Source organism: Novosphingobium profundi, from assembly GCF_018491765.1.
Classification (GTDB): Bacteria; Pseudomonadota; Alphaproteobacteria; order Sphingomonadales; family Sphingomonadaceae; genus Novosphingobium; species Novosphingobium profundi.
Map to the genome: position 1 here is coordinate 38,290 of NZ_JABWCU010000001.1, position 21,815 is coordinate 60,104.

The following is a 21,815-nucleotide window of genomic DNA, read 5'->3' on the forward strand; positions in this document are numbered from 1 at the left end:
CGTTCCCGGCCTTTTCTCTGGTCAGCCCGGATGCGCGCCCGCCTCGGCCTCGGCGCGCGCCACGTCCTCTTCGCTGGCGGCCGCAGTGATCCCGGTCTCGTAGGGGCGGCGGGCCTCGTCGCGCTGCTCCTTGACGATGTTCCACATCGCGATAAACAGCGCCGCGATCACCGGGCCGACGATGAAGCCGTTGAGCCCGAACAGCTGCAGGCCCGAGAGCGTCGCGATCAGCACCACGAAGTCGGGCAGGCGCGTGTCGCGTCCCACCAGCACCGGGCGCAGCACGTTGTCGATCATGCCGATCACGAACATGCCGCAGATGATCAGCACCACGCCCTGCCAGACCGACCCGGTCACCAGCAGATAGATCGCGACCGGAACCCACACGAGGCCGGTCCCGACCGCGGGCAGCAGCGAGAGGAAGCCCATCAGCACGCCCCACAGGAGCGCCCCCTCGATCCCCAGCAGCGAGAAGATGATCCCGCCGACCAGCCCTTGCATGACCGCGACGACGACCGTGCCCTTCATCGTTGCGCGCACCACGACGGTGAAGTGGGCGAACAGTGAATCGCGCATCTTGGGGCGAAGCGGCATCGCGTCGCGCACCAGCTCGGTGTAGCGCTGCCCGTCGCGCAGCAGGAAGAAGGTGAGGTAGAGCATGACACCCAATGCGGCGAGGAAGCTCAGCGCGCCCTGACCCAGCATCAGCGCCTGCGAGGCCACCGTCTGCAAGCCGCTCGTCACGCTCGAGCCGAACATCCGGCGCAGTGTGTTGAAGTCGGTGAGCCCGTATTGCCGGACGAATTGCGCGACCCGATCGGGGAGGGCATGCTCCAACTGGGCCAGGATCTGCGGGAAGCTGATGTCGCCGGCCTTGATCTTGGCGTAGAGCGCGCTGGCCTCGTTGACGAGGCTGACGCCGAGCACGATCGTGGGCAGGATGACGAGCGCCAGCAGCCCGACCAGCACCAGCGCGGCGGAGAGGCTCTTGCGACCGCCCAGTACTGCCGTCAGCTTGCGTGTCATCGGCTCGAACATGATCGCGGCGACCACGCCCCACAGCACCGCCCCGAAGAAGGGGGCGACCAGGTAGGCAAAGGCCAGCGTGATGAGGATGATCAGCGCGCCATAGCCGGCATCCTCGATCTCGATGTTGGGTTTCTTCACTTCGCTCATGCGCTTTGCTTCGCTTTTCCCGATGTCGTTTGCCGGTGTCATCTGCAGGCGATCGCGCGCGAGGAGGTGGCTGCGGCGATGTGTGCATCCTTTGGTGGCGAGGGTGGATTTTTTCGAGACATCGCGCAAGAGTCCGCCCGGACTAAGCAAGGGAGAAATTTCGTGGTCGCAACACGTTGGAGCTGGCTCGCGGCCAGTGCCTTGACACTCGCCCTGCCGGGCGCCGCGCTTGCCGCACCGGCAACGGACCCGGCCGAACAGGGGGATCGCGGCCCGCAGCGCGGCTTCGTCGCGCAGGACCTGTTCCGCCTCCAGGGGGCGACCGACCCGCAGATTTCGCCCGACGGCAAGCGCATCGTCTATGTGCGCTCGAGCGCCGATGTGATGAGCGACCGGCTGGTCCCCTCGCTCTGGCTCGTCGACGTCGCCAGCGGCGCGCAGCGTCCGCTCGTGGCCGGCCCCGGCGCGCATTTCGCGCCGCGCTGGTCGAGCGACGGCCAGCGTCTCGCCTATGTCTCGAGCGTGGGGGAGGGCGCGCCGCAGCTCCATGTCCTGTGGCTCGACAGTGGCGCCGACGTGGCCCTCACCGACTTGCCCGAGAGCCCCGACAGCCTCGCCTGGTCGCCCGACGGAAGCCAGATCGCCTATGCGATGCACGTTCCGGGCGAAGGCCCCAAGCTGGGCGAACCGCCCGCCGGCAAGCCCGAGGGCGCCACCTGGGCCGAGCCGCTCGAGGTGATCGACCGCGTGACCTATCGCGCCGATGGTGCAGGTTATATCGCCGCAGGCTCCTCGCATGTCTTCGTGGTGTCCGCGAGCGGCGGGGCGCCGCGCCAACTCACCTTCGGCAACTACGCCGACGAGGGCAATCTTGCCTGGAGCGGCGATGGCCGCGCGATCCTGTTTACCGGCAACCGCAAGGACGACTGGCGGCGCAAGGGGATGGACAGCGAGATCTACCGCGTGGATGTCGCGAGCGGGGCGGTCACGGCGCTCACCAGCCGGTTCGGCCCGGACGGGTCGCCGGTGGTCTCGCCCGACGGCAAGCACGTCGCTTACCTCGGCTTCGACGACGCGCTGCGCTCCTACGAGAACACCGAGCTTTACGTGATGAACGCCGATGGCAGTGGCAAGCGTTCGCTCACCGCCACTTTCGACTATGGTATCGACCAGGCGATCTGGGTCGGCAATTCGACACTTTACGTGATCTACGACGATCACGGCACGCGCAAGGTCGGCAAGGTCGGCCTCGACGGTTCGCGCAGTGTCCTGTTGGAGGGGATCACCCAGGGCGCGCACTACGACCGGCCCTACACCGGTGGTGATTTCTCCGTCTCGCAAAAGGGGCGTATCGCCTATACCGCCAACGGCACCGACCGGCCCGCAGATCTGTGGGTGAGCGAGGCCGGGAAAGGGGGCAAGGGACGGCGTCTGACCGATCTCAACGGCACCTGGATCGACCACAAGGCGATGGCGCCGGTGCGCAAGCTGCCCGTGACCGCGCCCGACGGCCGCCCGATCGACGCCTGGCTGGTTACCCCGCCGGGCCTCCAGCCGGGGCAGAAGGTGCCGCTCATCCTCGAGATCCACGGCGGCCCGATGTCGGCCTATGGCTCGACCTTCTCGACCGATGACCAGCTTTACGCCGCACACGGCTACGCCGTGCTCTATACCAATCCACGCGGCTCGACCTCCTACGGCGAGGAATTCGCGCGCCTCATCGACCGCAACTATCCGGGGCCGGACTACGACGACCTCATGGCCGCGGTCGATGCCGCGATTGCCGACGGGGTCGCCGATCCCGACAATCTCTTCGTCACCGGTGGTTCGGGCGGCGGTGTGCTGACCGCCTGGATCGTGGGCAAGACCAACCGCTTCAAGGCGGCCGCTTCGCAAAAGCCGGTGATCGACTGGGGCAGCTTCTCGCTGACCTCCGATGGCGCCACGACCTACCACGACCACTGGTTCGACAAGCCGGTCTGGGAAGAGCCGATGGTCTACTGGAAGCGCTCGCCGCTCAGTCTCGTCGGCAATGTCGAGACGCCCACGCTGGTCGTCGTGGGCTCGCAGGATTTCCGCACCCCCGTCAGTGAGGCCGAGCAGCTCTACACCGCGCTGCAGATCCGCGGCATTCCTACCGCGCTCGTCAAGGTGCCCGGGGCCAGCCACGGCGGCATCGCGGCGCGGCCCTCGCAGTCGGCCGAGAAGGCCTCGGCGATCCTGGCCTGGTTCGACCGCTACCGCACCGACAAGGCGTCGGTACCGGCTCCTACGCCGGGCGGCGAATAGCGGCGAGTTCTGCGGCGAGGGTGACCACGAGTTCGCAGGCACCCATCGCCCGCACCAGCGGCGCGCCCTGGCCGGCCCACTGCGCGCCGTAGAGCGGCTCGCCACGGGCCTTGGCGGCCGCGTTGAGCGCCTTGCCCGCCGCATAGGCGCGCGGGTAATCGGGCACCGGCGCAAGGCCCGGCTCGGCGCCGAGCGCGGTGAAGCGATTGGCGAGGCAGCGCGCGGGTCGGCCTGAGATCGCGCGGGTCATCACCGTGTGCCGGGCTGCCTCGGAAGCGAGGAGCGCACGGTAGGCCGCGTCGCTTGCGGTCTCCGTGCAGGCGAGGAAGGCGGTGCCCATCTGGACCGCCACGGCGCCGAGGTTTAGCGCGGCCGCGATTCCCGCCCCGTCCATGATGCCGCCCGCCGCGATCACCGGTAGCCGGCCCCAGGCGACGAGTTGGCGCACGAGCGCAAACGTGCCCAGCATGGCGTCGGGCGCATCGGGATCGAACACGCCGCGATGGCCGCCCGCTTCCCAGCCCTGGGCGACGAGCGCATCGATCCCGGCGGCGCACGCGGCCTTGGCTTCGGAATGGGACGTAACGCTCGCCAGCAAAAGGCAGCCGGCTGCCTTCAGGGCGGCGATGGCCGAGGTGTCGGGCAATCCGAAATGGAAGCTGACGACGCGCGGCCTGGCTGCCAGCACGACGTCGAGCAAGGCGGCGTTGCTGCGAAAGCTCTCGTAGATCGTCTCGAGCCGGCTGGGCGGCGTGGCGCCAAACTGCGCGAAGGCGGGGGCAAGCGCTTCGAGCCAGGCCGCTTCGCGCACAGGGTCTTCGTTCGGCGGACCGTGGACGAAGAGGTTGACGTTGAAAGGCCGCTCGGTGAGCGCCGCCATCCGCGCCAGCGCCTCGCCCGCGTCGGCGCTGGCGAGGTGCCCGAGGGCCAGCGAACCCAGCCCGCCCGCCGCGCAGACCGCGGCGGCGAGCTCGGGTGTGGAGGTACCCGCCATCGGCGCCTGGACCAGCGGAACGCTGAGGCCCAGGCTCTCACAGAAATCGGACATCGGGGCGGCGTTCAAACCTCGGGCGTGCCGATCAGCTTTCCGCAGGCTTGCTCTGGAGCTGGCAGTAGTTCTGCAGGCCCATGCGCTCGATCATGTCGAACTGCTTCTCGAGATAGTCGACATGCTCTTCCTCGCTCTCGAGGATGCGCTCGAAAATCTCACGGCTGACGTAGTCGCGCACCGCCTCGCAATGGGCGATGGCTTCCTTGAGCAGCGGGATCGCATCGTGCTCGAGCGCGAGGTCGCACTTGAGGATGTCGACCACGTCCTCGCCCACGCGCAGCTTGCCCAGCGCCTGGAAGTTGGGGAGACCGTCGAGGAAGAGGATGCGATCGGCCAGCACGTCGGCGTGCTTCATCTCGTCGATCGATTCGTGGCGCTCGTACTCGGCGAGCTTCTTGATCCCCCAGTTGTCGAGCATGCGGTAGTGCAGCCAGTACTGGTTGATCGCGGTGAGCTCGTTGAAGAGCGCCTTGTTGAGAAAATCGATGACCTGGGGGTCGCCCTTCATGCCGGTTCTCCTGAATGGGAAGTGGGCACGATTATGAGCGCCCCGGCAAGCAAGGGCAAGGCAATGAAAACGATTTTGTCCGCCTTTTCCGGACGGACGCGGTCAGGCCGCGCGCGACATGCAGGAACTTGCAACTTCCTCGGCGATGATGTCGTCGGCCTCCTCGAGGCATTGGCCGCACAGGGGCTTGCTGCCCATCGCAGCATAGACCGCTTCGGCGTCTCCGCACAGGCGGCGGGCCGCACAGCGCAGGTCCTTTTCGCGGATGGCATTGCAGATACAAACGTACATGGGCGAATCCTCTTGTCCTTCCACTATACGTGTCTGCGAATGGATCGCAATAGCATTGATAACGATTCTTAGAAACGATTGTGAAGCCAGCGTTTTTCGACCAGTGAGCGCCAGATCCACTCGAGCGGACCGCGCCGGAGGCGCCTGAGAACATGCGGACTCCAGCCGAGCATGGCAATCCACCCAAGGCCTACGAAGGGCACCTGGAGAGCCGGTCCGAAACGCCCGAACTGGCCAAGGCCCCAGTCGTAGAAGATGAAGGTCATGACGAGGCTGGTGGCGAGGTAGTTGCTGAAGGCCATGCGTCCGGCCGCGACCAGGCGCTGGCCCAGAGCGCAGCGGACGAGGCGGGGCGTGAGGAGCACGAGCAGCGCGGCGTAGCCGTAGGCGGTGAGCAGATGGGGGAGGGCCAGCCCCCAGGACAGCGCCGCCTCCATCGCCAGCGGGGGAAACCCGCGCGACGCGGCCCAGATCGTGAAGGCAAGGCTGAGGCCGAGGCCGCAGGGAATGCACACGCGCGCGGCGCTGCGCAAATGGCGGGGATGGCACGCGGGATCGAAGAAGCCACGCCGTAGCATGACCATGCCCAGCAGCATCAAAGGCAGCGTTTCCGAAAAGATGTTCCAGGTCATGCCGAAGAGCCAGAAGGGGCGCTCGCGCAGCTTGGTGAGGACGAGGTCGAGATAGCCGTAGTGCGCCTCGGAGAGGTCCCTGGCGATGGCGCCGTGCACGACTTCCATCCAGTGGGCGACGGCCTGCGCCTGCGCGGGCGTGGCGGTGCCAAGGCGCAGCGCGGTTTCGGCGCGCACCATCGGGGCAAGCTCGAAGAGACCCCACAAGTGCCAGCCGTAGTAGAGCAGGAGGGCAATGACGATCAGCGTGCGTTCGCGCAGCGGGCGCAGGAGCAGCGCGGCCAGGCCGCACAGCGCATAAACGAAGAGGATGTCGCCCCACCACAGCAGCAGGTAGTGCAGGAGGCCGAACAGCAGCAGCCAGGCGAGCCGGCGGACCTGCAGGACGTCGCCGTTCTCGCCGCGCGCTTCGGTGCTCTCCCAGAACAAGACCAGCCCCGCGCCGAACAGCAGCGAGAAGAGCACGCGCATCTTGCCCTCGAAGAGCACCAGCGTGGCCGCCGTGGCGAGGCCATCCCAGGCCGAGGGAAGTGCAGTCGTGGGGGCGGTCAGCGCGGGGCTCACGGTGCCCGCGAGAGGGCCCGAAAAACCGGCGATATTGACGGCAAGGATGCCGAGCACGGCCACCCCGCGGATGAGGTCCAGCGCGGGGAGCCGCCCCGCCTCGTTTGCGCAGGGCATCGGGGACGAGGCGGGGGGCAGGGTCAGTCGCGCGTCACGAGGCAGTCGTAGCCGCCCGCCTTCAACTTGCGACAGGCATCCTGCGCCTCTTGCGACGAGGAGTATCCGGTGACGAGCAACTTGGTCAGGCGTCCGGCTGGCTCGGTACGCTTGGTGTGGCCGCGAATCTCGGCGCGCGCGCGGACCTTTTGCCACAGATTCTCGGCATTGCCCGCAACGCCGAAGGCGCCGAGCTGCAATTGCCAGGGGCCGCTCGCGGGTTTGGTCGCAACAGGAGCTGGGGCGGGTGGCGGGCTCGGCTTGGTCGACGCGGTGTCCTTCGTGCGCGTCGGTTCCCTGGCGGCGACCTTGGTGGGCGCGCGCGCGGGACTTGGCGCGGGCGGCGTGAGGGGCGTGCTGGCGGCCTTTGCGGAAGTCGTTTCGACACGCGGGGCCGGCCAGCTTTCCACTTGAGGGCGGGCATAGTCGGCGCCGGCCTCGGCGGGCGAGGATGCGCGCACGTTGCTCCCGGCCGGCGTGAAGTTGCCGGATCTGGCGGGAGGCGGGCTGGTGGTTGGCCTGGTGGTTGGCCTGGTGGCCGGGCTGGTCGAGGCGAGCTTGATCGACCCAGCCGTTGTCTGCCCTGGCGTGTTGAGCTCGCTCGCCGTGGCGAGGCGATTGCGGTTCGCCGCGGCCTGGGCCGCGAGTGTGCGGGCGAGGGCCACGCCCTCTTGGCGCTGGTCGAGCGGGATGTGCGTGTCCATCTGCGCGAGTGCGCCTGTCGCCTGCGGAAGTTCGGCCTCGCGTGCGAGGGTCAGCAGGGCGTAAGCGCGCACCCAGTCCTTGGTCACGAAGTCGCCATTGAAGTGCGCGATGCCCAGAATGTACTGCGCGCGCGGATCGCCGCGTGCGGCACTGGCCTCGAGATAGGGCATGGCCTTCTCGCGCTCGCCGTCCTGGAACAGCAGGAGGCCGTAGTTGTCGGCCGCCTGGACATGCCCCTTGGCGGCGGCCGCGCCGTAGAGCTGCTTGGCGCGCTCGAGATCGACTGGCACCCCGCGCCCCATCTTGTAGGCTTGGGCCAGATTGAACAAGGCGTCGGGATCGCCCTTGTCGGCGAGCGGCCGCCACTGTGAAATTGCGCCCGTGTAGTCGCCCGCGGACCAGGCATCGACACCAGCCTTGACGTCACCGGCCTTGGCATCGGCTGCGCCCGAGCTCGCCCCGAGCGCGACGAAACCGGCGGCAAGCCCGGCCAGAAGGGTGCGGGGGACCGCAATGGGCAGTTCAGGCTTGTTCAATGCAGCACCCTCTTCACGTCCGGGATCGATTCTTTATTCGAGTCTCCTGACGCAACCATACGTAGCAAGACGATTTTTGTCTTTGCTCGTGTGCCTCTGGAGACGCCCGGCTTTCTTCGCAGACCAAGGTAAATTCGCGGTTAGCGATAAATTCCCGCAGGTTTCGGCCTGCGGGTTGGGTCGGTGAGGCGGATTGTGTGAAATTTGCGCTGATTAACGGTAAATTAGGAACGCTCTGCGATTCCATTCCTCGAAACTATTGGCCTCGATTGCGTTTTTCGTAGGGGATCGACTTTGCGCGTATTGGCACTGGCATCACAGAAGGGTGGCTCGGGCAAGACCACTTTGTCCGGTCACTTGGCCGTTCAGGCACAGCGTGCCGGCGCAGGTCCCGTGGTCCTCATCGACATCGATCCGCAAGGCTCGCTCGCCGACTGGTGGAACGAGCGCGAAGCCGAACTTCCCGCTTTCGCGCAGACCACCGTCGCGCGTCTCGCCAACGACCTTCAGGTCCTTCGCCAGCAGGGCTTCAAGCTCGCCGTCATCGACACGCCGCCCGCGATCACCATGGCGATCCAGAGCGTGATCTCGGTGGCCGAACTGATCGTCGTGCCGACCCGCCCCAGCCCGCACGACCTGCGCGCCGTGGGCGCGACCGTCGATCTGTGCGAACGCGCCGGCAAGCCGCTGATGTTCGTGGTCAATGCCGCGACACCCAAGGCGCGGATCACCGCCGAGGCCGCCGTGGCGCTCTCGCAGCACGGCACCGTGGCTCCGGTCACCTTGCACCAGCGCACCGATTTCGCGGCTTCGATGATTGATGGTCGCACCGTCATGGAAGTCGACCCCAATGGCCGTTCTTCGCAGGAAGTCGCGGCGCTGTGGAACTACATCGCCGACCGGCTCGAGAAGAATTTCCGCCGCACCATCTTCGCCGCGCCGACGGCCGGAGCGCCCGTGCAGGGCATGACGCGGCCCGTGGGTGGCTTCGGTCGCCGCGTTGCCGGTTCCTGATCGCAGGTTCCGGACCAGCCCCGCGGCACGAAGAAGGTGAGGAGTAGAGGCCTGATGCAACGCACGAACATTCAGACACGGCACGCCGGGTTCGCGGTGTGTACGGCTCTCGCAGCTGCCCTGCTCGGCGGCTTCGTCAGCCATTCCGCGCTCGCGCGCAGCGAGGCCGAAGCGGTCTCGGGCGAGGCGCAGGCCGATGCCGTCTCCGCCGAGATCGCGAAGGCCGAAAAGCGCGTCGCGCGTTCGATGGATTCGGCCTCGCGCCGTGGCGAATTGGCCAATGCCTATCTCGCGGCGGGTCGTTTCGAATCGGCGGCCACTTCGTTCCGCGATGCGATGACGCTTGGCGACGATCAGCCGCGCACGGCGCTCGGGCTCGCGTTGGCCTGCATCGGTTCGGGGCGTAATGCCGAGGCGCTGCAGGTCCTTGCCAAGTACCGCGATCGCATCCCGGCGAGCGATCTTGGTCTCGCGGTCGCGCTGGCGGGGCAGCCCTCGCAGGGCGTGGCGATCCTCACCGATGTCGTGCGCGGCGGGGAAAATTCCCCCAAGTCGCGCCAGAACCTGGCCTATGCCTATGCATTGAGCGGTCAGTGGGCCCAGGCCCGCGTGATCGCCGCGCAGGACATTCCCGGCGACCAGCTCAACGCCCGCCTGAGCGAATGGGCACGCACCGCGCGCCCGCAGGACAGCGCCGTACGAGTCGCAGGCCTTCTGGGCACGCCGCGCCAGGCGTTCGATCCCGGGCAGCCGGCCGCGCTTGCGCTCGGCGGCGGGGAGAACGCGCCTGCCATGGCCGAGGCCGACCCCATTCCCGTCCCTCCCGCGATGGCCGCGGCGGAGATGCCGGCGGTCGAAGGCGAACTTCCGGCCCTGGCGCGCCCCGAGCCGATGGCTCCGATGCCGCGCGCCACCGAGCGCGAGAGCGCGGTGGCACTCGCCGAGGTTTCCCAGGCGCCCGTTTCCGCGGAGCCCAACGATGGCGTACGCTACGTCGCCAGGCCTGTCGTCCAGCGTATTCCCGAAGTGCGTATGGGCAAGAGTGCGCAGGCGCCTGCGCGCAGCGCCGTGGCGAAGGTCGCCGCCCGCGCACCGAGCGCGGCCCGCGTCGCCGAAGCGGCGCCCGTGGTCGACGGCACCCATCTCGTCCAGCTTGGCTCGTTCCGTACGATGGAAGGCGCCCAGCGCGCCTGGGGCATCTTCGTGGCGCGTGATCCGCGCCTGAAGGACCATACCATGCGCATTACCGAGGCCCTCGTTGCCGGTCGGCGCTACTACCGCGTTGCCGCCGAAGGGTTCGATCGCGGCGCGGCGCAGACGATGTGCTCGACGGTCAAGAGCCGGGGCAACGGCTGCCTTGCCTATGCCGACGGGCGCGAACTGCCCGGTGCGGTGCCAGCCATGCGCGGTAGCGCGGCGCTGCGCGCGCGGCGCTGAGCCCGGTCGACCTTACCAGTTCCATGTGAACCTAAAGGCCTCCGTTCCCTCGGGAACGGGGGCCTTCTTTTGGGCCCCGCCAGGTTCAGGCGGTGACGCGCTTGGTCTTGATCGTGATGCCACCCTTGAACAGGGCGAGGACGCGGCCCTGCACGGGCTGCTTGTCGAACGGGGTGTTGCCCGCGCTGGCGGCCATCTTGAGCGAATCGACGATCCAGGGACGGTCGGGGTCGATCACCGCGATGTCCGCTTCGGCACCCAAGGCGAGCGTGCCGGCGTTGACCCCCAGGATCGCGGCCGGATTTGCAGCGAGCAGTTCGAAGGCGCGGGAGAGGGCGATGACGCCGTCGCGCACCAGGTTCATGGTGAGCGGAAGCAGCGTCTCGGCCCCGGCCATGCCCGGCGCGGAATCGGCGAAGGGCAGGCGCTTGTCCTCGGCGCCGCGCGGGTCGTGGCCCGAAGCGACGACGTCGATCGTGCCGTCGGCGATCGCCGCGATCACCGCCTTGCGGTCCTCTTCGCAGCGCAGCGGCGGCGAGAGGTGGGCGAAGGTCCGGAATTCGGCGACGGCAAGGTCGGAGAGCATGAAGTAGGCGGGGGATACGCCCGCGGTCACGCGCAGGCCCCGCGCCTTGGCGCCGCGCACCAGATCGAGCCCAGCGCGGGTGGTGACGTTGCGGAAATGGATCCGCGCGCCCGCCAGCTCGGCCAGCGCCACGTCGCGCGCGATGGCGAGGGCTTCGGCCTCGGCCGGCGCGCTCGGCAGGCCAAGGCGCGTCGCCATCTCGCCCGAGGTAGCCACGGCCTTGCCGGTGATCCCGGCGTCCTCGGCGTGGGTGATGACGGGCAGGTCGAGCATCGCGCAGTACTGCAGCAGGCGCAGCATCGTGCCCGAATCGCCGATCCAGCGCCGGCCGGTGGCGACCGCGCGCGCACCTGCCTCGCGCATGAGCGCGACTTCGGCGAGCGATTCGCCCGCGAGGCCGCGCGTCGCGGCGCCGAGTGGGTGGACCCAGAAGTCCGGCTTGCCCGATTGCGCGGCGAACCGCACGCGTGAGGGAATGTCGAGCGGGGTCGACTGGTCGGGCATCAGCGCGGCGCGGGTAATGCCGCCGAAGTGGAAGGCAGGCTTGTCGATCTCGAAGACGCCGAGGTCGACGAGGCCGGGCGCGATCAGCGCGCCGCGCGCGTCGTGGACGGTGTCACCGTCCTGCGCGCTGACCTCGGCACCGAGCGCGGTGATGAAGCCGCCTTGCGAACGCAGCGCGCCCGGGGTGATCGTGCCGTCGGGAAGGACCAGGCGGCCGTTGACGATGGTGAGGGGAGCGTGCTGGCTCATGCCCAGCCCTCCACCTTGCGGCCCTTGCGGGTGAGGACTTCGAGGCAGGCCATGCGCATCGCGACGCCCATCTCGACCTGGGTGGTGATCTGCGAACGGTCGATCATGTCGGCGACATTGCTTTCGATCTCGATGCCCCGGTTCATGGGGCCCGGGTGCATGACCAGCGCGTCGGGCTCGGCCAGCGTCAGGCGCTCCTGCGAGAGGCCGTAGAGATGGCGATACTCGCGCGGTGAGGGGATGAACTGGCCTTCCATGCGCTCCATCTGCAGGCGCAGCATCATGACCACGTCGGCGCCCTTCAGCGCGCCCTCGAAGTCGTGGAAGACGGTGACGTTCATGCGCTCGATGTCGGCGGGCATCAGCGCGGGCGGCGCGCAGACGCGCACGTTGGCGCCGAGCGAGGTGAGCGAGAGGATGTTCGAGCGCGCCACACGGCTGTGCAGGATGTCGCCGCAGATCGTCACGCGAAGGCCGTTGAAAGCGCGCTTGGCGTGGCGGATGGTCAGCGCGTCGAGCAGGGCTTGCGTGGGGTGTTCGTGCTGGCCGTCGCCTGCATTGAGCACCGGGCAGTCGACCTTGTCGGCGATCAGCTGCACCGCGCCCGAGCTCTGGTGGCGGATGACGATGGCGTCGGCGCGCATGGCGTTGAGCGTCATCGCGGTGTCGATGAGCGTCTCGCCCTTCTTCACGCTCGAAGTGGCTACGGCCATGTTGACGACGTCGGCGCCCAGGCGCTTGCCCGCGATCTCGAAGCTCAGCAGCGTGCGGGTCGAATTCTCGAAGAAGGCGTTGATGATGGTCAGCCCCGAGAGCAGGTCGCGCCGCTTCTGCGCCCCCCGGTTCAGTTCGACCCACTGTTCGGCTTCGTCGAGGAGGAACCAGATTTCGTGGGGCGCGAGGCCGGCGATACCGACGAGGCCGTCGTGCGGGAACGCCGCACGGCCCTCGGGATAGATGTATTCTGGAGCTGTCATCGAAGACAGGGCCTTAGGCCGCTAGGGAGCCTCGCTCAAGCCCCATTCGCTCGTCGCTCGTCGGTCAACATCGGCCTTGCGGCGATTGCGCTCTTTCGCCGTCGCAGCGCGGCCGCTAGGTTGGTTCTCGATTTTTCCGGGAGTTCCAATGAAATTCGCCTCCAAGGTCTGGGCATTGCTGGTCGGCATCAAGGACGCTCTGGTGCTGCTGTTGCTGATCGGTTTCTTCACCGTGCTGTTCGGGGCGCTGAGCCTGCGCCCGACACCGGGCAAGGTGACCGATGGCGCCCTGTTGCTGGAGCTCGACGGCGCGCTCGTCGAAGAGAAGAGCGCGCCCGATCCGCTGAACGTGCTGCTCTCGCAGCGCGCGCCGGTGGGCGAATATCCGGTGCGCGACGTTGTGCGCGCGCTGCACGAGGCGGCGGGTGACACGCGCATCAAGACCGTGGTCCTCGATCTCTCGCGCTTCCTTGGTGGCGGACAGGTGCACGAGCGTGCGGTGGCGCGCGCGATCGACGAAGTGCGCCACGCCGGCAAGCCGGTGCTGGCCTTCGCCAACGCCTATGCCGACGATGGCGTGCTGCTTGCCGCCCACGCGAGCGAGGTCTGGGCCGATCCGATGGGCGGCGCCTATGTGTCGGGCCCCGGCGGCAACCACCTGTACTTCAAGGGGCTCTTCGACAAATACGGGGTCAAGGCGCATATCTTCCGGGCTGGGACCTACAAGAGCGCGGTGGAGCCTTACTTCCGCTCGGGCATGTCCGACGAGGCGCGCGCAAACTACCAGGACATCTACGCAGCGCTGTGGGACGCCTGGCGCGCCGATCTTTCGAAGGCGCGGCCGAAGGTCTCGGTCGAGCAGATGACGCACGATCCCGCGGCCTGGCTTGCGACCGGGAAGGGCGATCTGGCACAGGCCTCCAAGGCAGCGGGCCTCGTCGACCGGATCGGCGACAAGAGCGAATTCGACGCGCGCGTGGCCGAGGTCGTGGGCAAGGCCGAAGCCCCCAAGCCCGGCGACCTGCCCTATGCGCACACCTCGCTCGCGACCTGGCTTGCGGCCAAGCCGGTCTCCAAAAAGGGGGCGGCGATCGGGGTCGTGACCGTTGCGGGCACGATCGTCGACGGCGACGCGGGGCCGGGCGAGGCGGGCGGCGATCGCATTGCGCGCCTGCTCGACGAGAACATCGACGAGGGCTTCAAGGCGCTCGTCGTGCGGGTTGATTCGCCGGGCGGCTCGGCGATGGCGTCCGAGCGCATTCGCCGTGCGATCATGCGTTATCGCGAACGCAAGATTCCGGTGGTGGTCTCGATGGGCAATCTGGCCGCGAGTGGGGGCTATTGGGTCTCGACCTCGGGCCAGCGCGTGTTCGCCCAGCCCGATACGATCACCGGCTCGATCGGTGTCTTCGCGGTGGTGACCAGCTTCGAGAAGACGCTTGCCGACTTCGGGGTGACCAGCGACGGGGTCAAGACGACCCCGCTCTCGGGCGAGCCCGATGTCCTGGGCGGTTTCTCGCCCGAGGTCGAGCAGCTCTTCCAGGCCTCGGTCTCGGGAACTTACGCCAAGTTCACCCAGCTCGCCGCCAAGGCGCGCGGCAAGACGCCCGAAGCGATCGACGCGATCGGGCAGGGGCGCGTATGGTCGGGGCAGGAAGCCAAGGCCAATGGTCTCGTCGACGAGATCGGCGGCATGGACCAGGCGCTGGCCTATGCCGCCAAGCTGGGGGGCGTGGGCAACGGGGCCTGGCATCCGGTCTACCTTGCCGAGCCGGAGGATCCCTTCGAATCGCTGCTGTCGGGCCTGTTCGACAGTTCGGGCGCGCAGGAAACGCGCGCGCCGAGCGACTACACTTCGCTCGTCGCGCGGCGCACCACCTTGCGCATGGGTCGCGCCGCGTCCGATCTCCAGGCGATGCTGGGCGAGACCGGCGTCCAGGCCTTCTGCATGGTCTGCTCAGGGCTCGGCGGCGACGTGGCCGTGCCCGAGCGTCCCGCGCCGGCCAGCGCCGCGCCGTGGCTCGCGGCGCTTCTCGGACGCCGCTGAGCCAGGGGGCTCTGCAAAGTCGCGGACTGCTGCGGATTACTGCGGCGGGAGCTCGCTCGGGCCGGTGTCGGGAACGTCGGTGTCGGGGCCCGGCATCGGCGCTTCGTCGGGCGCCGGTGCGGGGGCGGGCTCGCTTGGTGGAACGGGAGTCTCGGGCGGAGTGTCGCCGGGGACGTCACCGGGTTGAGTGGCCATCGCATGCTCCATCTGGTTCGCGCCGGACAGCTCCGGAACGTTCCCGATCGACGTGGGGATCGCGCGCGCGGCGTGCAAGGGGCAGCGAATCGTGGAACTTGCTGGTGTGAAGGCCTCGCGGAGCTTGCCCTTTTGCCCGTGTCCTTATAAGGGCACGTCCCTTGAGTTTTAGGCTTCATCCGTATGCGGGCGTGGCGGAACTGGTAGACGCGCCAGATTTAGGTTCTGGTATCGCAAGATGTGGGGGTTCGAGTCCCTTCGCCCGCACCAGTCCGTCGCGCATGGCCGGATGTGGCCCCGCGAATCGGTCGCGCCCGGCATTTGGTCGTGCACGGCTCCACGGATTGCACAGGAAGGCATTGAGATGCAGATCGTCGAAACCACCAACGAGGGCCTGAAGCGCGCCTACACGGTGACCATCCCGGCCACCACCATCACCGACCGCATCGAGGGCGAGATCAAGAAGATCGCTCCGCAGGTGCGTATGCCCGGCTTCCGCCCCGGCAAGGTTCCCGCCAACCTCGTGCGCAAGATGCACGGTGACTCGATCCACCAGGACACGCTCAACAGCGTCATCCGCGAAGCGATGGACAAGCTGGTCACCGACAAGGCGCTGCGCCCGGCGATGAACCCCGACGTCTCGCTCGGCGAAGGCTACGAGCAGGGCAAGGATGCCGAGCTGACCGTCGCGCTCGAAATCCTCCCCGTCATCGAGACCCCCTCGATCGAAGGCCTCAAGCTCGAGAAGCTGACCGTCCCCGTCGCCGAGGACGCCGTGGCCGAGCAGGTCGAGCGCATTGCCTCGCAGCAGCAGCGTTTCGAGACCAAGGACGGCGAGGCCGCTGACGGCGACCAGGTCATCTGCGACTTCACCGGCAAGCTCGACGGCGTCGAGTTCGAGGGTGGCAAGGCCGAGAAGCAGCCGATCGTGATCGGCTCGGGCCGTCTCATCCCCGGCTTCGAAGAGCAGCTGACCGGCATGAAGGCGGGTGACGAGCGCGTCATCACCGTGACGTTCCCGGCCGACTACCCGGCCGAGAACCTCGCCGGCAAGGACGCGACCTTCGACATCGTCGCGCACGAGATCAAGGCGCCCGCCGAGGGCGCCATCGACGATGCCTTCGCCAAGGAACTGGGCCTCGAGAGCCTCGAGCAGCTCCAGGGCCTGATCAAGGGCCAGCTCGAGCAGGAGACCGCCGGTCTCACCCGCACCGCGATGAAGCGCCAGCTGCTCGACCAGCTCGCCGCCGGCCACGACTTCGAGGTTCCGCCTTCGATGGTCGAAGCCGAATTCAGCCAGATCTGGCAGCAGCTCGTCCAGGAAGCCTCGAACGAGGAAGATCCCGAAGCCGCGCTCAAGGAGATCGAGGCCGAGAAGGACGACTACCGCAAGATCGCCGAGCGCCGCGTGCGCCTGGGCCTTCTGCTTTCGGAAATCGGCCAGGCCAACGGCGTGGAAGTGACCCAGCAGGAAATGTCGATGCTGGTTTCGCAGGCTGCCCAGCAGTACCGTCCCGAGGACCGTCAGCGCTTCTTCGAATACGTCCAGCAGGACCCGATGATGGCCGCCCAGCTGCGCGCGCCGCTCTATGAGGACAAGGTCGTCGACTTCCTCATCGAGAAGTCGGAAGTGACCGAGCGTGAAGTGACCCGCGAGGAACTCCAGGCCGCGATCGAGGCCGACGAGGACGGCAAGACCGAGGAAGCTCCGGCCAAGCCCGCCAAGAAGGCTCCGGCCAAGAAGGCGGCGGCCAAGAAGGCGGAAGAGGCTCCGGCCGAAGACGCTGCGGCCGAGGAAACCGAAGCCAAGAAGCCGGCCGCCAAGAAGGCTCCGGCCAAGAAGGCTGCCGCCAAGAAGGACGAGGACGGCGAGGCCAAGCCCGCCGCCAAGAAGCCGGCTGCCAAGAAGGCTCCGGCGAAGAAGGCTGCCAAGGAAGACTGAGGTCGTCCTGGACGCGCGATTGCTTCGGTGGTCGCGCGTTGCGGCTTATGCCAGTCCGTGAAAAGGGGGCGTGCCGAGCCGGCGCGCCTCCTTTTGCATGACGGGACGGTACGTAAGGACCCTGGGTCGAACGGCGAGGGAGGGTCTTCGCAATTGGCCTCGGGAGCGTTCCATTGCCGGACATTGTCGCGTGCACATGCCGAATGTCGCGCGTTTGTCGCGATCCATACACCGATTGATGGGTTATGGCCCTTGAACATCGGGGAAGGGCACGCGAAATAAGGCGGACAACCAGATGAGGAATCCCATGCTCGACCTGTTTGGCGCATCAGGCGCTCAAGGAAAGTTCACTACCGATCCCGTGACCGGTGCACTCGTGCCGATGGTCGTCGAGCAGACCAGCCGCGGCGAACGCAGCTTCGACATCTATTCGCGCCTTCTGCGCGAGCGCATCGTTTTCGTGACCGGCCAGGTCGAGGACCACATGGCCTCGCTGATCGTCGCGCAGCTGCTGTTCCTCGAATCGGAAAATCCCTCGAAGGACATCTCGATGTACATCAACTCGCCGGGCGGTGTCGTCACGGCGGGCATGGCGATCTACGACACCATGCAGTACATCAAGCCGCGCGTTTCGACCGTGTGCATCGGCCAGGCCGCCTCGATGGGCAGCTTCCTGCTCGCGGCGGGTGAGCCGGGCATGCGCATCGCGCTGCCCAACGCGCGCATCATGGTGCACCAGCCCTCGGGCGGCGCGCAGGGCATGGCTTCGGACATCGAGATCCAGGCCCGCGAGATCCTGCGCATGCGCAAGCGCCTCAACGACTGCTACGTGAAGTTCACCGGCAAGTCGCTCGAGGAAATCGAAAAGGCGATGGACCGCGACACCTTCCTCGAAGCCGAGGAAGCGCTGGCCTTCGGCCTCGTCGACAAGGTCTTTGAATCCCGCCCCGACACGGACAAGTCGGAAGGCTGAGGAGATTGCGGAAGGGGCCGTGACAGGCGGAACGGTCCCTTCACTCCCTGTCAAGCATGACCGCCTAGGATTGCTAAACCCGCCCCTGCCAAGGTACACTCGACGAGTCGCCCTAGGTGGGGCATTAGATGGAATGCGAAGAAATTGAGCGGATCTGACGCGAAAAGCACCCTGTACTGCAGCTTCTGCGGCAAGTCGCAGCACGAAGTGCGCAAGCTGATCGCGGGCCCCACGGTTTTCATCTGCGATGAATGTGTCGAGCTGTGCAACGACATCATCCGCGAGGAAACCAAGGCGGGCATCGCGGGCAAGAAGGATGGCGGTGTGCCATCCCCCCGTGACATCTGCGAGACGCTGAACGACTACGTGATCGGCCAGGAACGCGCCAAGCGCGTCCTGTCGGTGGCTGTCCACAACCACTACAAGCGCCTCAAGCACTCGAGCAAGCAGGGCGACGTCGAACTGTCGAAGTCGAACATCCTGCTCGTCGGGCCGACCGGTTCGGGCAAGACCCTGCTCGCGCAGACGCTTGCCAAGACTTTCGACGTGCCCTTCACGATGGCCGATGCCACCACGCTGACCGAAGCGGGCTACGTGGGCGAGGACGTGGAAAACATCATCCTCAAGCTGCTCCAGGCGTCGGATTACAACGTCGAGAAGGCGCAGCACGGCATCGTCTACATCGACGAGATCGACAAGATCAGCCGCAAGGCCGAGAACCCCTCGATCACGCGCGACGTGTCGGGCGAAGGCGTGCAGCAGGCGCTCCTGAAGCTGATGGAAGGCACCACCGCCTCGGTTCCCCCGCAGGGCGGGCGCAAGCATCCGCAGCAGGAATTCCTCCAGGTCGACACCACGAACATCCTGTTCATCTGCGGTGGCGCCTTTGCAGGTCTCGAGAAGATCATTGCCGACCGCCTGCAGAAGCGTTCGATCGGCTTCGGCGCGCACGTCGCCGATCCCGACAAGCGCCGCGTGGGTGAACTCCTGCAGAAGAGCGAACCCGAAGATCTCCTCAAGTTCGGCCTGATCCCCGAGTTCGTCGGTCGTCTGCCCGTCATCGCGACGCTGGAAGACCTCGACATCTCGGCGCTCGTGCAGATCCTCAAGGAGCCCAAGAACGCGCTGATCAAGCAGTACGCCAAGCTCTTCGATCTGGAAGACGTCGAATTGACCTTCACTGACGAAGCGCTCGAGGCGATCGCGCAAAAGGCAATCGATCGCAAGACCGGCGCGCGTGGCCTTCGTTCGATCGTGGAAGGGCTGCTGCTCGACACGATGTACGATCTGCCGACCGAAGAGAACATCGCCGAAGTCGTCGTCGATGCCGACGTTGTCGCCGGTCGCAAGGAACCGGTGCGCGTCCTCAAGGGCGACAAGGCCGAAGAAGCGGCCTGATCGCGCGTTTGGCGCCAAGCACTTTCGAAAGGCCCGGCCATCCCAGATGGCCGGGCCTTTTCGCGTGAAGCGCTTCCTCTTCGTCTGCAGCCAGAACCGGCTGCGCAGTCCGACCGCCGAGCAGGTCTTCGCCGGTCGGCGGGGGATCGAGGTCGCCTCGGCCGGCACCAACCACGATGCCGAAGAACCGCTGAGCGCGGAATGGGTGCGCTGGGCGGATGTCATCGTGGTCATGGAGAAGGCACACCGCGCGAAGCTTCAGAGCCGCTTTGCACGGCACCTTGGCGGGCGGCGTGTCGTCTGCCTCGACATTCCGGACGACTACGCCTCCATGGACCCGCGCCTCGTCGATCTGCTCGAGGCGCGAATGGCCCGGCATCTGCCCTAGTTTACATACCTCGGCTGCGCGCCGCGAGGTGAGCGCATTTTCAAGGCAGATGGAATCACCAGACGGTTCTGAAAATGCGCAAAAACAAAACTCTGGAGCGGTCAAATTAGCGCTGTCAGATCGAAAACCGCTTTAGCGCCCGGTCATTACCGGGCCCATCTTGCCCCGGGTCGGCGCGGCTGCGCTTATCTTCGGATCGCCGAGGTGGGCGTGGCGAATGACTTTGCCGTCCTGCGTGACGGTCATGTCCTTGGATGTCGTCGTCTTGAGCTGCCAACCCTGGGGGCCGTGCTCCCAGACGTCGTCGGACACCGCGATGAGCTTCATCGCGTGTCCCTTGACGAGCGCGCTTGCGGTCATCGTCTGCTCGACTTTCGCAAGATTGCCCGAGACGGTGACCGGTCCAAGCGTGGTCTGTGTCTTGCGGTCGGGATCCTGCGGCACGCGGGCGAGCTCGGCGATCATGGTGTCGGCATCGACGGTCTTGCCGCTCAGCAGCGTGCTTGCGAAGCCGGGGGCAAGCATCGCCTTGATGCGCGGGGCCGAGCGCGATTCCATCGCCGCCTTGAGCTCCGTGTAGCGCGCCTGCAGTTGGGCCTGCGCCGGGCTTTGGGTGGTGCCGTGGGGCGCCGGCAGCGGGGCCGCCTGAAGGGTCGAGCCCAAGGTCAGGCAGGCGAGGGCCGAGGTGGCGAAGAGAGTCTTGGCGAACGTGGGAAGCATGGCGGAACACCTTGTCGTCGTTTGGGCCGGAGCCGGTGCCGATCTGCGCCGGGCATCCTGAACGGGTCATGGCTTGAACGCGCGAAGGCGGGCGGTGTTGCGCCAGGATCGTGTCGCGGATTGTCGCGTGTGCGGCGGACCGGCGGTTCGCAGCGCCTCAGACCGTGTCCGGGCTGGACAGGGCGCAGGCGTGCTCGAGGCTCGCCTCGACCTGGATCGTGGGGTGCCCGATGCCGAAATCGTGCGCCAGATCGTGCGCGATCGTGGCGAGGAAGGCGTCGTCGGCCGGCCCGTCGGTCTTGACAAGGTGCGCGGTGAGAGCGGTTTCGGTCGTGCTCATCGGCCAGATATGCAGGTCGTGGACATGCGTGACACCCGGCTGCGCCTCGAGCAAGGCACGTACCCGGCCAACATCGATTCCATCGGGCACGGCGAGCATGCCCATGCGCAGCGAATCGCGCAGGATGGCCCAGCTCGACCAGGCGATCACGAAGGTGATGACGAGCGAAGTGACCGGGTCGAGCAGCGCGATACCGGTCAGCGTGATCAGTGCGCCCGCGACGACCACGCCGGCCGATACCGCCGCATCGGCCATGAGGTGGACGAAGGCGGCGCGCAAGTTGAGGTCGGATTTCGAGCCTTTCGCGAAAAGCAACGCCGAGAGCGCGTTGATGGCGATGCCGACCGCGGCGACGATCATCATCGTCGTGCCGGCAACCGGGGCAGGCTCGAACAGGCGCCGCACGGTCTCGACGAGGATGGCCCCCACGGTGACCCAGAGCAGCGCGGCGTTGGCGATAGAGGCGAGGATCGAGGAGCTTTTGAGCCCGTAGGTGAAGCGCTCCGAGGGCGGACGCGCGGCGAGCACCGCCGCGGCCCAGGCTAGCAGCAACGAGACGACGTCGGTCAGGTTGTGCCCGGCGTCCGCCAGCAGGGCGATCGATCCGCTGAGCAGGCCGGCGACGACCTCGACCACGACGAACACGACGTTGAGACCCACCGCGATGGCGAAGGCCGTGTTTGCGCCGCCAGGCGGCGGGGGCGCATGGTGATGGTGTCCGTGGTGCCCATGCCCATGCCCATGCCCATGATCATGACTGTGATCGGGCACACGGCGGCTATCGGCATGTTGCACTGCGGAGGAGGGGGTGTTGTCGGGCATCGCCAAGCTCATTCTCATGGCAGGGGGGCAGGGTTCAAGCGATGTCGTATCATGTCATCGCCGTTTTTGCGGCAGGCCGTTGGGCGTCAAGAGACCTTGCTTCGTGACATTTTTGCCGCACTGCAAAAAATCGGCTATGAAATAAATTGTTGTATTACAATGAATTAATTTTCAAATCTCGCCGGAGATCCTGTTTGAGTTGTAAAATTGCGCCTTTGTAGCGGTAAATGGCTCCCAACTGTCAGAAAGCTGTCATATGTGACTGCGCATAGCGGCCGCAGCACGATGCGGTGGCTCTCCCATCGCAATTGGCAT

At 66.9% G+C, this 21,815-nt stretch carries 19 protein-coding genes and 1 tRNA gene; 9 read left to right on the plus strand and 11 right to left on the minus strand.

Annotation, left to right across the window (positions count from 1 at the left end):
• Positions 1-21: 21 nt before the first annotated feature.
• Positions 22-1,176, minus strand: coding sequence for an AI-2E family transporter (locus tag HT136_RS00185; protein ID WP_214196620.1), 1,155 nt, complete (start codon positions 1,174-1,176; stop codon positions 22-24).
• Between the two features lie 162 nt (positions 1,177-1,338).
• Here HT136_RS00185 and HT136_RS00190 point away from each other — a divergent pair, with 162 nt between their 5' ends.
• Positions 1,339-3,465, plus strand: a complete 2,127-nt coding sequence (locus HT136_RS00190) for a prolyl oligopeptidase family serine peptidase (RefSeq protein WP_343222064.1) — start codon at positions 1,339-1,341, stop codon at positions 3,463-3,465.
• On the opposite strand, the gene HT136_RS00195 is transcribed toward HT136_RS00190, so the two are convergent.
• The 5 genes from HT136_RS00195 to HT136_RS00215 form a co-directional block, all read right to left on the minus strand.
• Positions 3,446-4,513: an NAD(P)H-dependent flavin oxidoreductase gene (locus HT136_RS00195; RefSeq protein ID WP_214196622.1), complete on the minus strand. Its 1,068-nt coding sequence runs from the start codon at positions 4,511-4,513 to the stop codon at positions 3,446-3,448. The genes HT136_RS00190 and HT136_RS00195 overlap by 20 nt on opposite strands.
• Before the next feature lie 31 nt (positions 4,514-4,544).
• Positions 4,545-5,024, minus strand: a complete 480-nt coding sequence (bfr, locus tag HT136_RS00200; RefSeq protein WP_214196623.1) for a bacterioferritin — start codon at positions 5,022-5,024, stop codon at positions 4,545-4,547.
• A gap of 102 nt (positions 5,025-5,126) precedes the next feature.
• Positions 5,127-5,315: a (2Fe-2S)-binding protein gene (locus HT136_RS00205; protein WP_214196624.1), complete on the minus strand. Its 189-nt coding sequence runs from the start codon at positions 5,313-5,315 to the stop codon at positions 5,127-5,129.
• Positions 5,316-5,383: 68 nt separating this feature from the next.
• Positions 5,384-6,628 carry a DUF418 domain-containing protein gene (locus HT136_RS00210; RefSeq protein WP_214196625.1) on the minus strand — a complete coding sequence of 415 codons (1,245 nt, stop codon included), beginning with the start codon at positions 6,626-6,628 and terminating at the stop codon, positions 5,384-5,386.
• Positions 6,629-6,651: 23 nt separating this feature from the next.
• Positions 6,652-7,908: an SPOR domain-containing protein gene (locus HT136_RS00215; RefSeq protein WP_246543226.1), complete on the minus strand. Its 1,257-nt coding sequence runs from the start codon at positions 7,906-7,908 to the stop codon at positions 6,652-6,654.
• Positions 7,909-8,202: 294 nt separating this feature from the next.
• Between HT136_RS00215 and HT136_RS00220 the strand changes: the two genes are divergently transcribed.
• Both HT136_RS00220 and HT136_RS00225 read left to right on the plus strand, forming a co-directional pair.
• Positions 8,203-8,922: a ParA family protein gene (locus HT136_RS00220; RefSeq protein ID WP_214196626.1), complete on the plus strand. Its 720-nt coding sequence runs from the start codon at positions 8,203-8,205 to the stop codon at positions 8,920-8,922.
• Between the two features lie 54 nt (positions 8,923-8,976).
• Complete coding sequence (locus HT136_RS00225; RefSeq protein ID WP_214196627.1) at positions 8,977-10,359, plus strand: SPOR domain-containing protein; 1,383 nt, start codon at positions 8,977-8,979, stop codon at positions 10,357-10,359.
• Positions 10,360-10,444: 85 nt separating this feature from the next.
• Here HT136_RS00225 and HT136_RS00230 read toward each other — a convergent pair whose 3' ends face one another.
• On the minus strand, positions 10,445-11,698 hold the full coding sequence (locus HT136_RS00230; RefSeq protein ID WP_214196628.1) for a dihydroorotase: 1,254 nt from the start codon (positions 11,696-11,698) through the stop codon (positions 10,445-10,447).
• Complete coding sequence (locus tag HT136_RS00235; RefSeq protein ID WP_214196629.1) at positions 11,695-12,675, minus strand: aspartate carbamoyltransferase catalytic subunit; 981 nt, start codon at positions 12,673-12,675, stop codon at positions 11,695-11,697. The genes HT136_RS00230 and HT136_RS00235 overlap by 4 nt, the downstream gene beginning before the upstream one ends.
• A gap of 148 nt (positions 12,676-12,823) precedes the next feature.
• Between HT136_RS00235 and sppA the strand changes: the two genes are divergently transcribed.
• Positions 12,824-14,722: a signal peptide peptidase SppA gene (gene sppA, locus HT136_RS00240; protein WP_214196630.1), complete on the plus strand. Its 1,899-nt coding sequence runs from the start codon at positions 12,824-12,826 to the stop codon at positions 14,720-14,722.
• Positions 14,723-14,758: 36 nt separating this feature from the next.
• Here sppA and HT136_RS00245 read toward each other — a convergent pair whose 3' ends face one another.
• On the minus strand, positions 14,759-14,917 hold the full coding sequence (locus HT136_RS00245) for a hypothetical protein (protein WP_214196631.1): 159 nt from the start codon (positions 14,915-14,917) through the stop codon (positions 14,759-14,761).
• A gap of 185 nt (positions 14,918-15,102) precedes the next feature.
• Between HT136_RS00245 and HT136_RS00250 the strand changes: the two genes are divergently transcribed.
• The 5 genes from HT136_RS00250 to HT136_RS00270 all read left to right on the plus strand — a co-directional run bounded on the left by HT136_RS00250 (position 15,103) and on the right by HT136_RS00270 (position 19,618).
• A tRNA-Leu gene (locus tag HT136_RS00250) sits at positions 15,103-15,187 on the plus strand.
• Between the two features lie 94 nt (positions 15,188-15,281).
• A complete protein-coding gene (tig, locus tag HT136_RS00255; RefSeq protein ID WP_214196632.1) occupies positions 15,282-16,859 on the plus strand; it encodes a trigger factor in 1,578 nt (525 codons plus the stop codon).
• A 307-nt stretch (positions 16,860-17,166) separates the two neighbouring features.
• Positions 17,167-17,832 (plus strand): ATP-dependent Clp endopeptidase proteolytic subunit ClpP, encoded by a 666-nt coding sequence (gene clpP / locus HT136_RS00260; protein ID WP_214197174.1) that lies wholly within the window; start codon positions 17,167-17,169, stop codon positions 17,830-17,832.
• A 123-nt stretch (positions 17,833-17,955) separates the two neighbouring features.
• Positions 17,956-19,230: an ATP-dependent Clp protease ATP-binding subunit ClpX gene (clpX, locus tag HT136_RS00265; RefSeq protein ID WP_214197176.1), complete on the plus strand. Its 1,275-nt coding sequence runs from the start codon at positions 17,956-17,958 to the stop codon at positions 19,228-19,230.
• A gap of 46 nt (positions 19,231-19,276) precedes the next feature.
• On the plus strand, positions 19,277-19,618 hold the full coding sequence (locus HT136_RS00270; protein ID WP_214196633.1) for a low molecular weight protein tyrosine phosphatase family protein: 342 nt from the start codon (positions 19,277-19,279) through the stop codon (positions 19,616-19,618).
• A gap of 132 nt (positions 19,619-19,750) precedes the next feature.
• On the opposite strand, the gene HT136_RS00275 is transcribed toward HT136_RS00270, so the two are convergent.
• Positions 19,751-20,338: a nuclear transport factor 2 family protein gene (locus tag HT136_RS00275; protein ID WP_214196634.1), complete on the minus strand. Its 588-nt coding sequence runs from the start codon at positions 20,336-20,338 to the stop codon at positions 19,751-19,753.
• Positions 20,339-20,495: 157 nt separating this feature from the next.
• Positions 20,496-21,500 (minus strand): cation diffusion facilitator family transporter, encoded by a 1,005-nt coding sequence (locus HT136_RS00280; RefSeq protein ID WP_214196635.1) that lies wholly within the window; start codon positions 21,498-21,500, stop codon positions 20,496-20,498.
• Positions 21,501-21,815 lie beyond the last annotated feature (315 nt).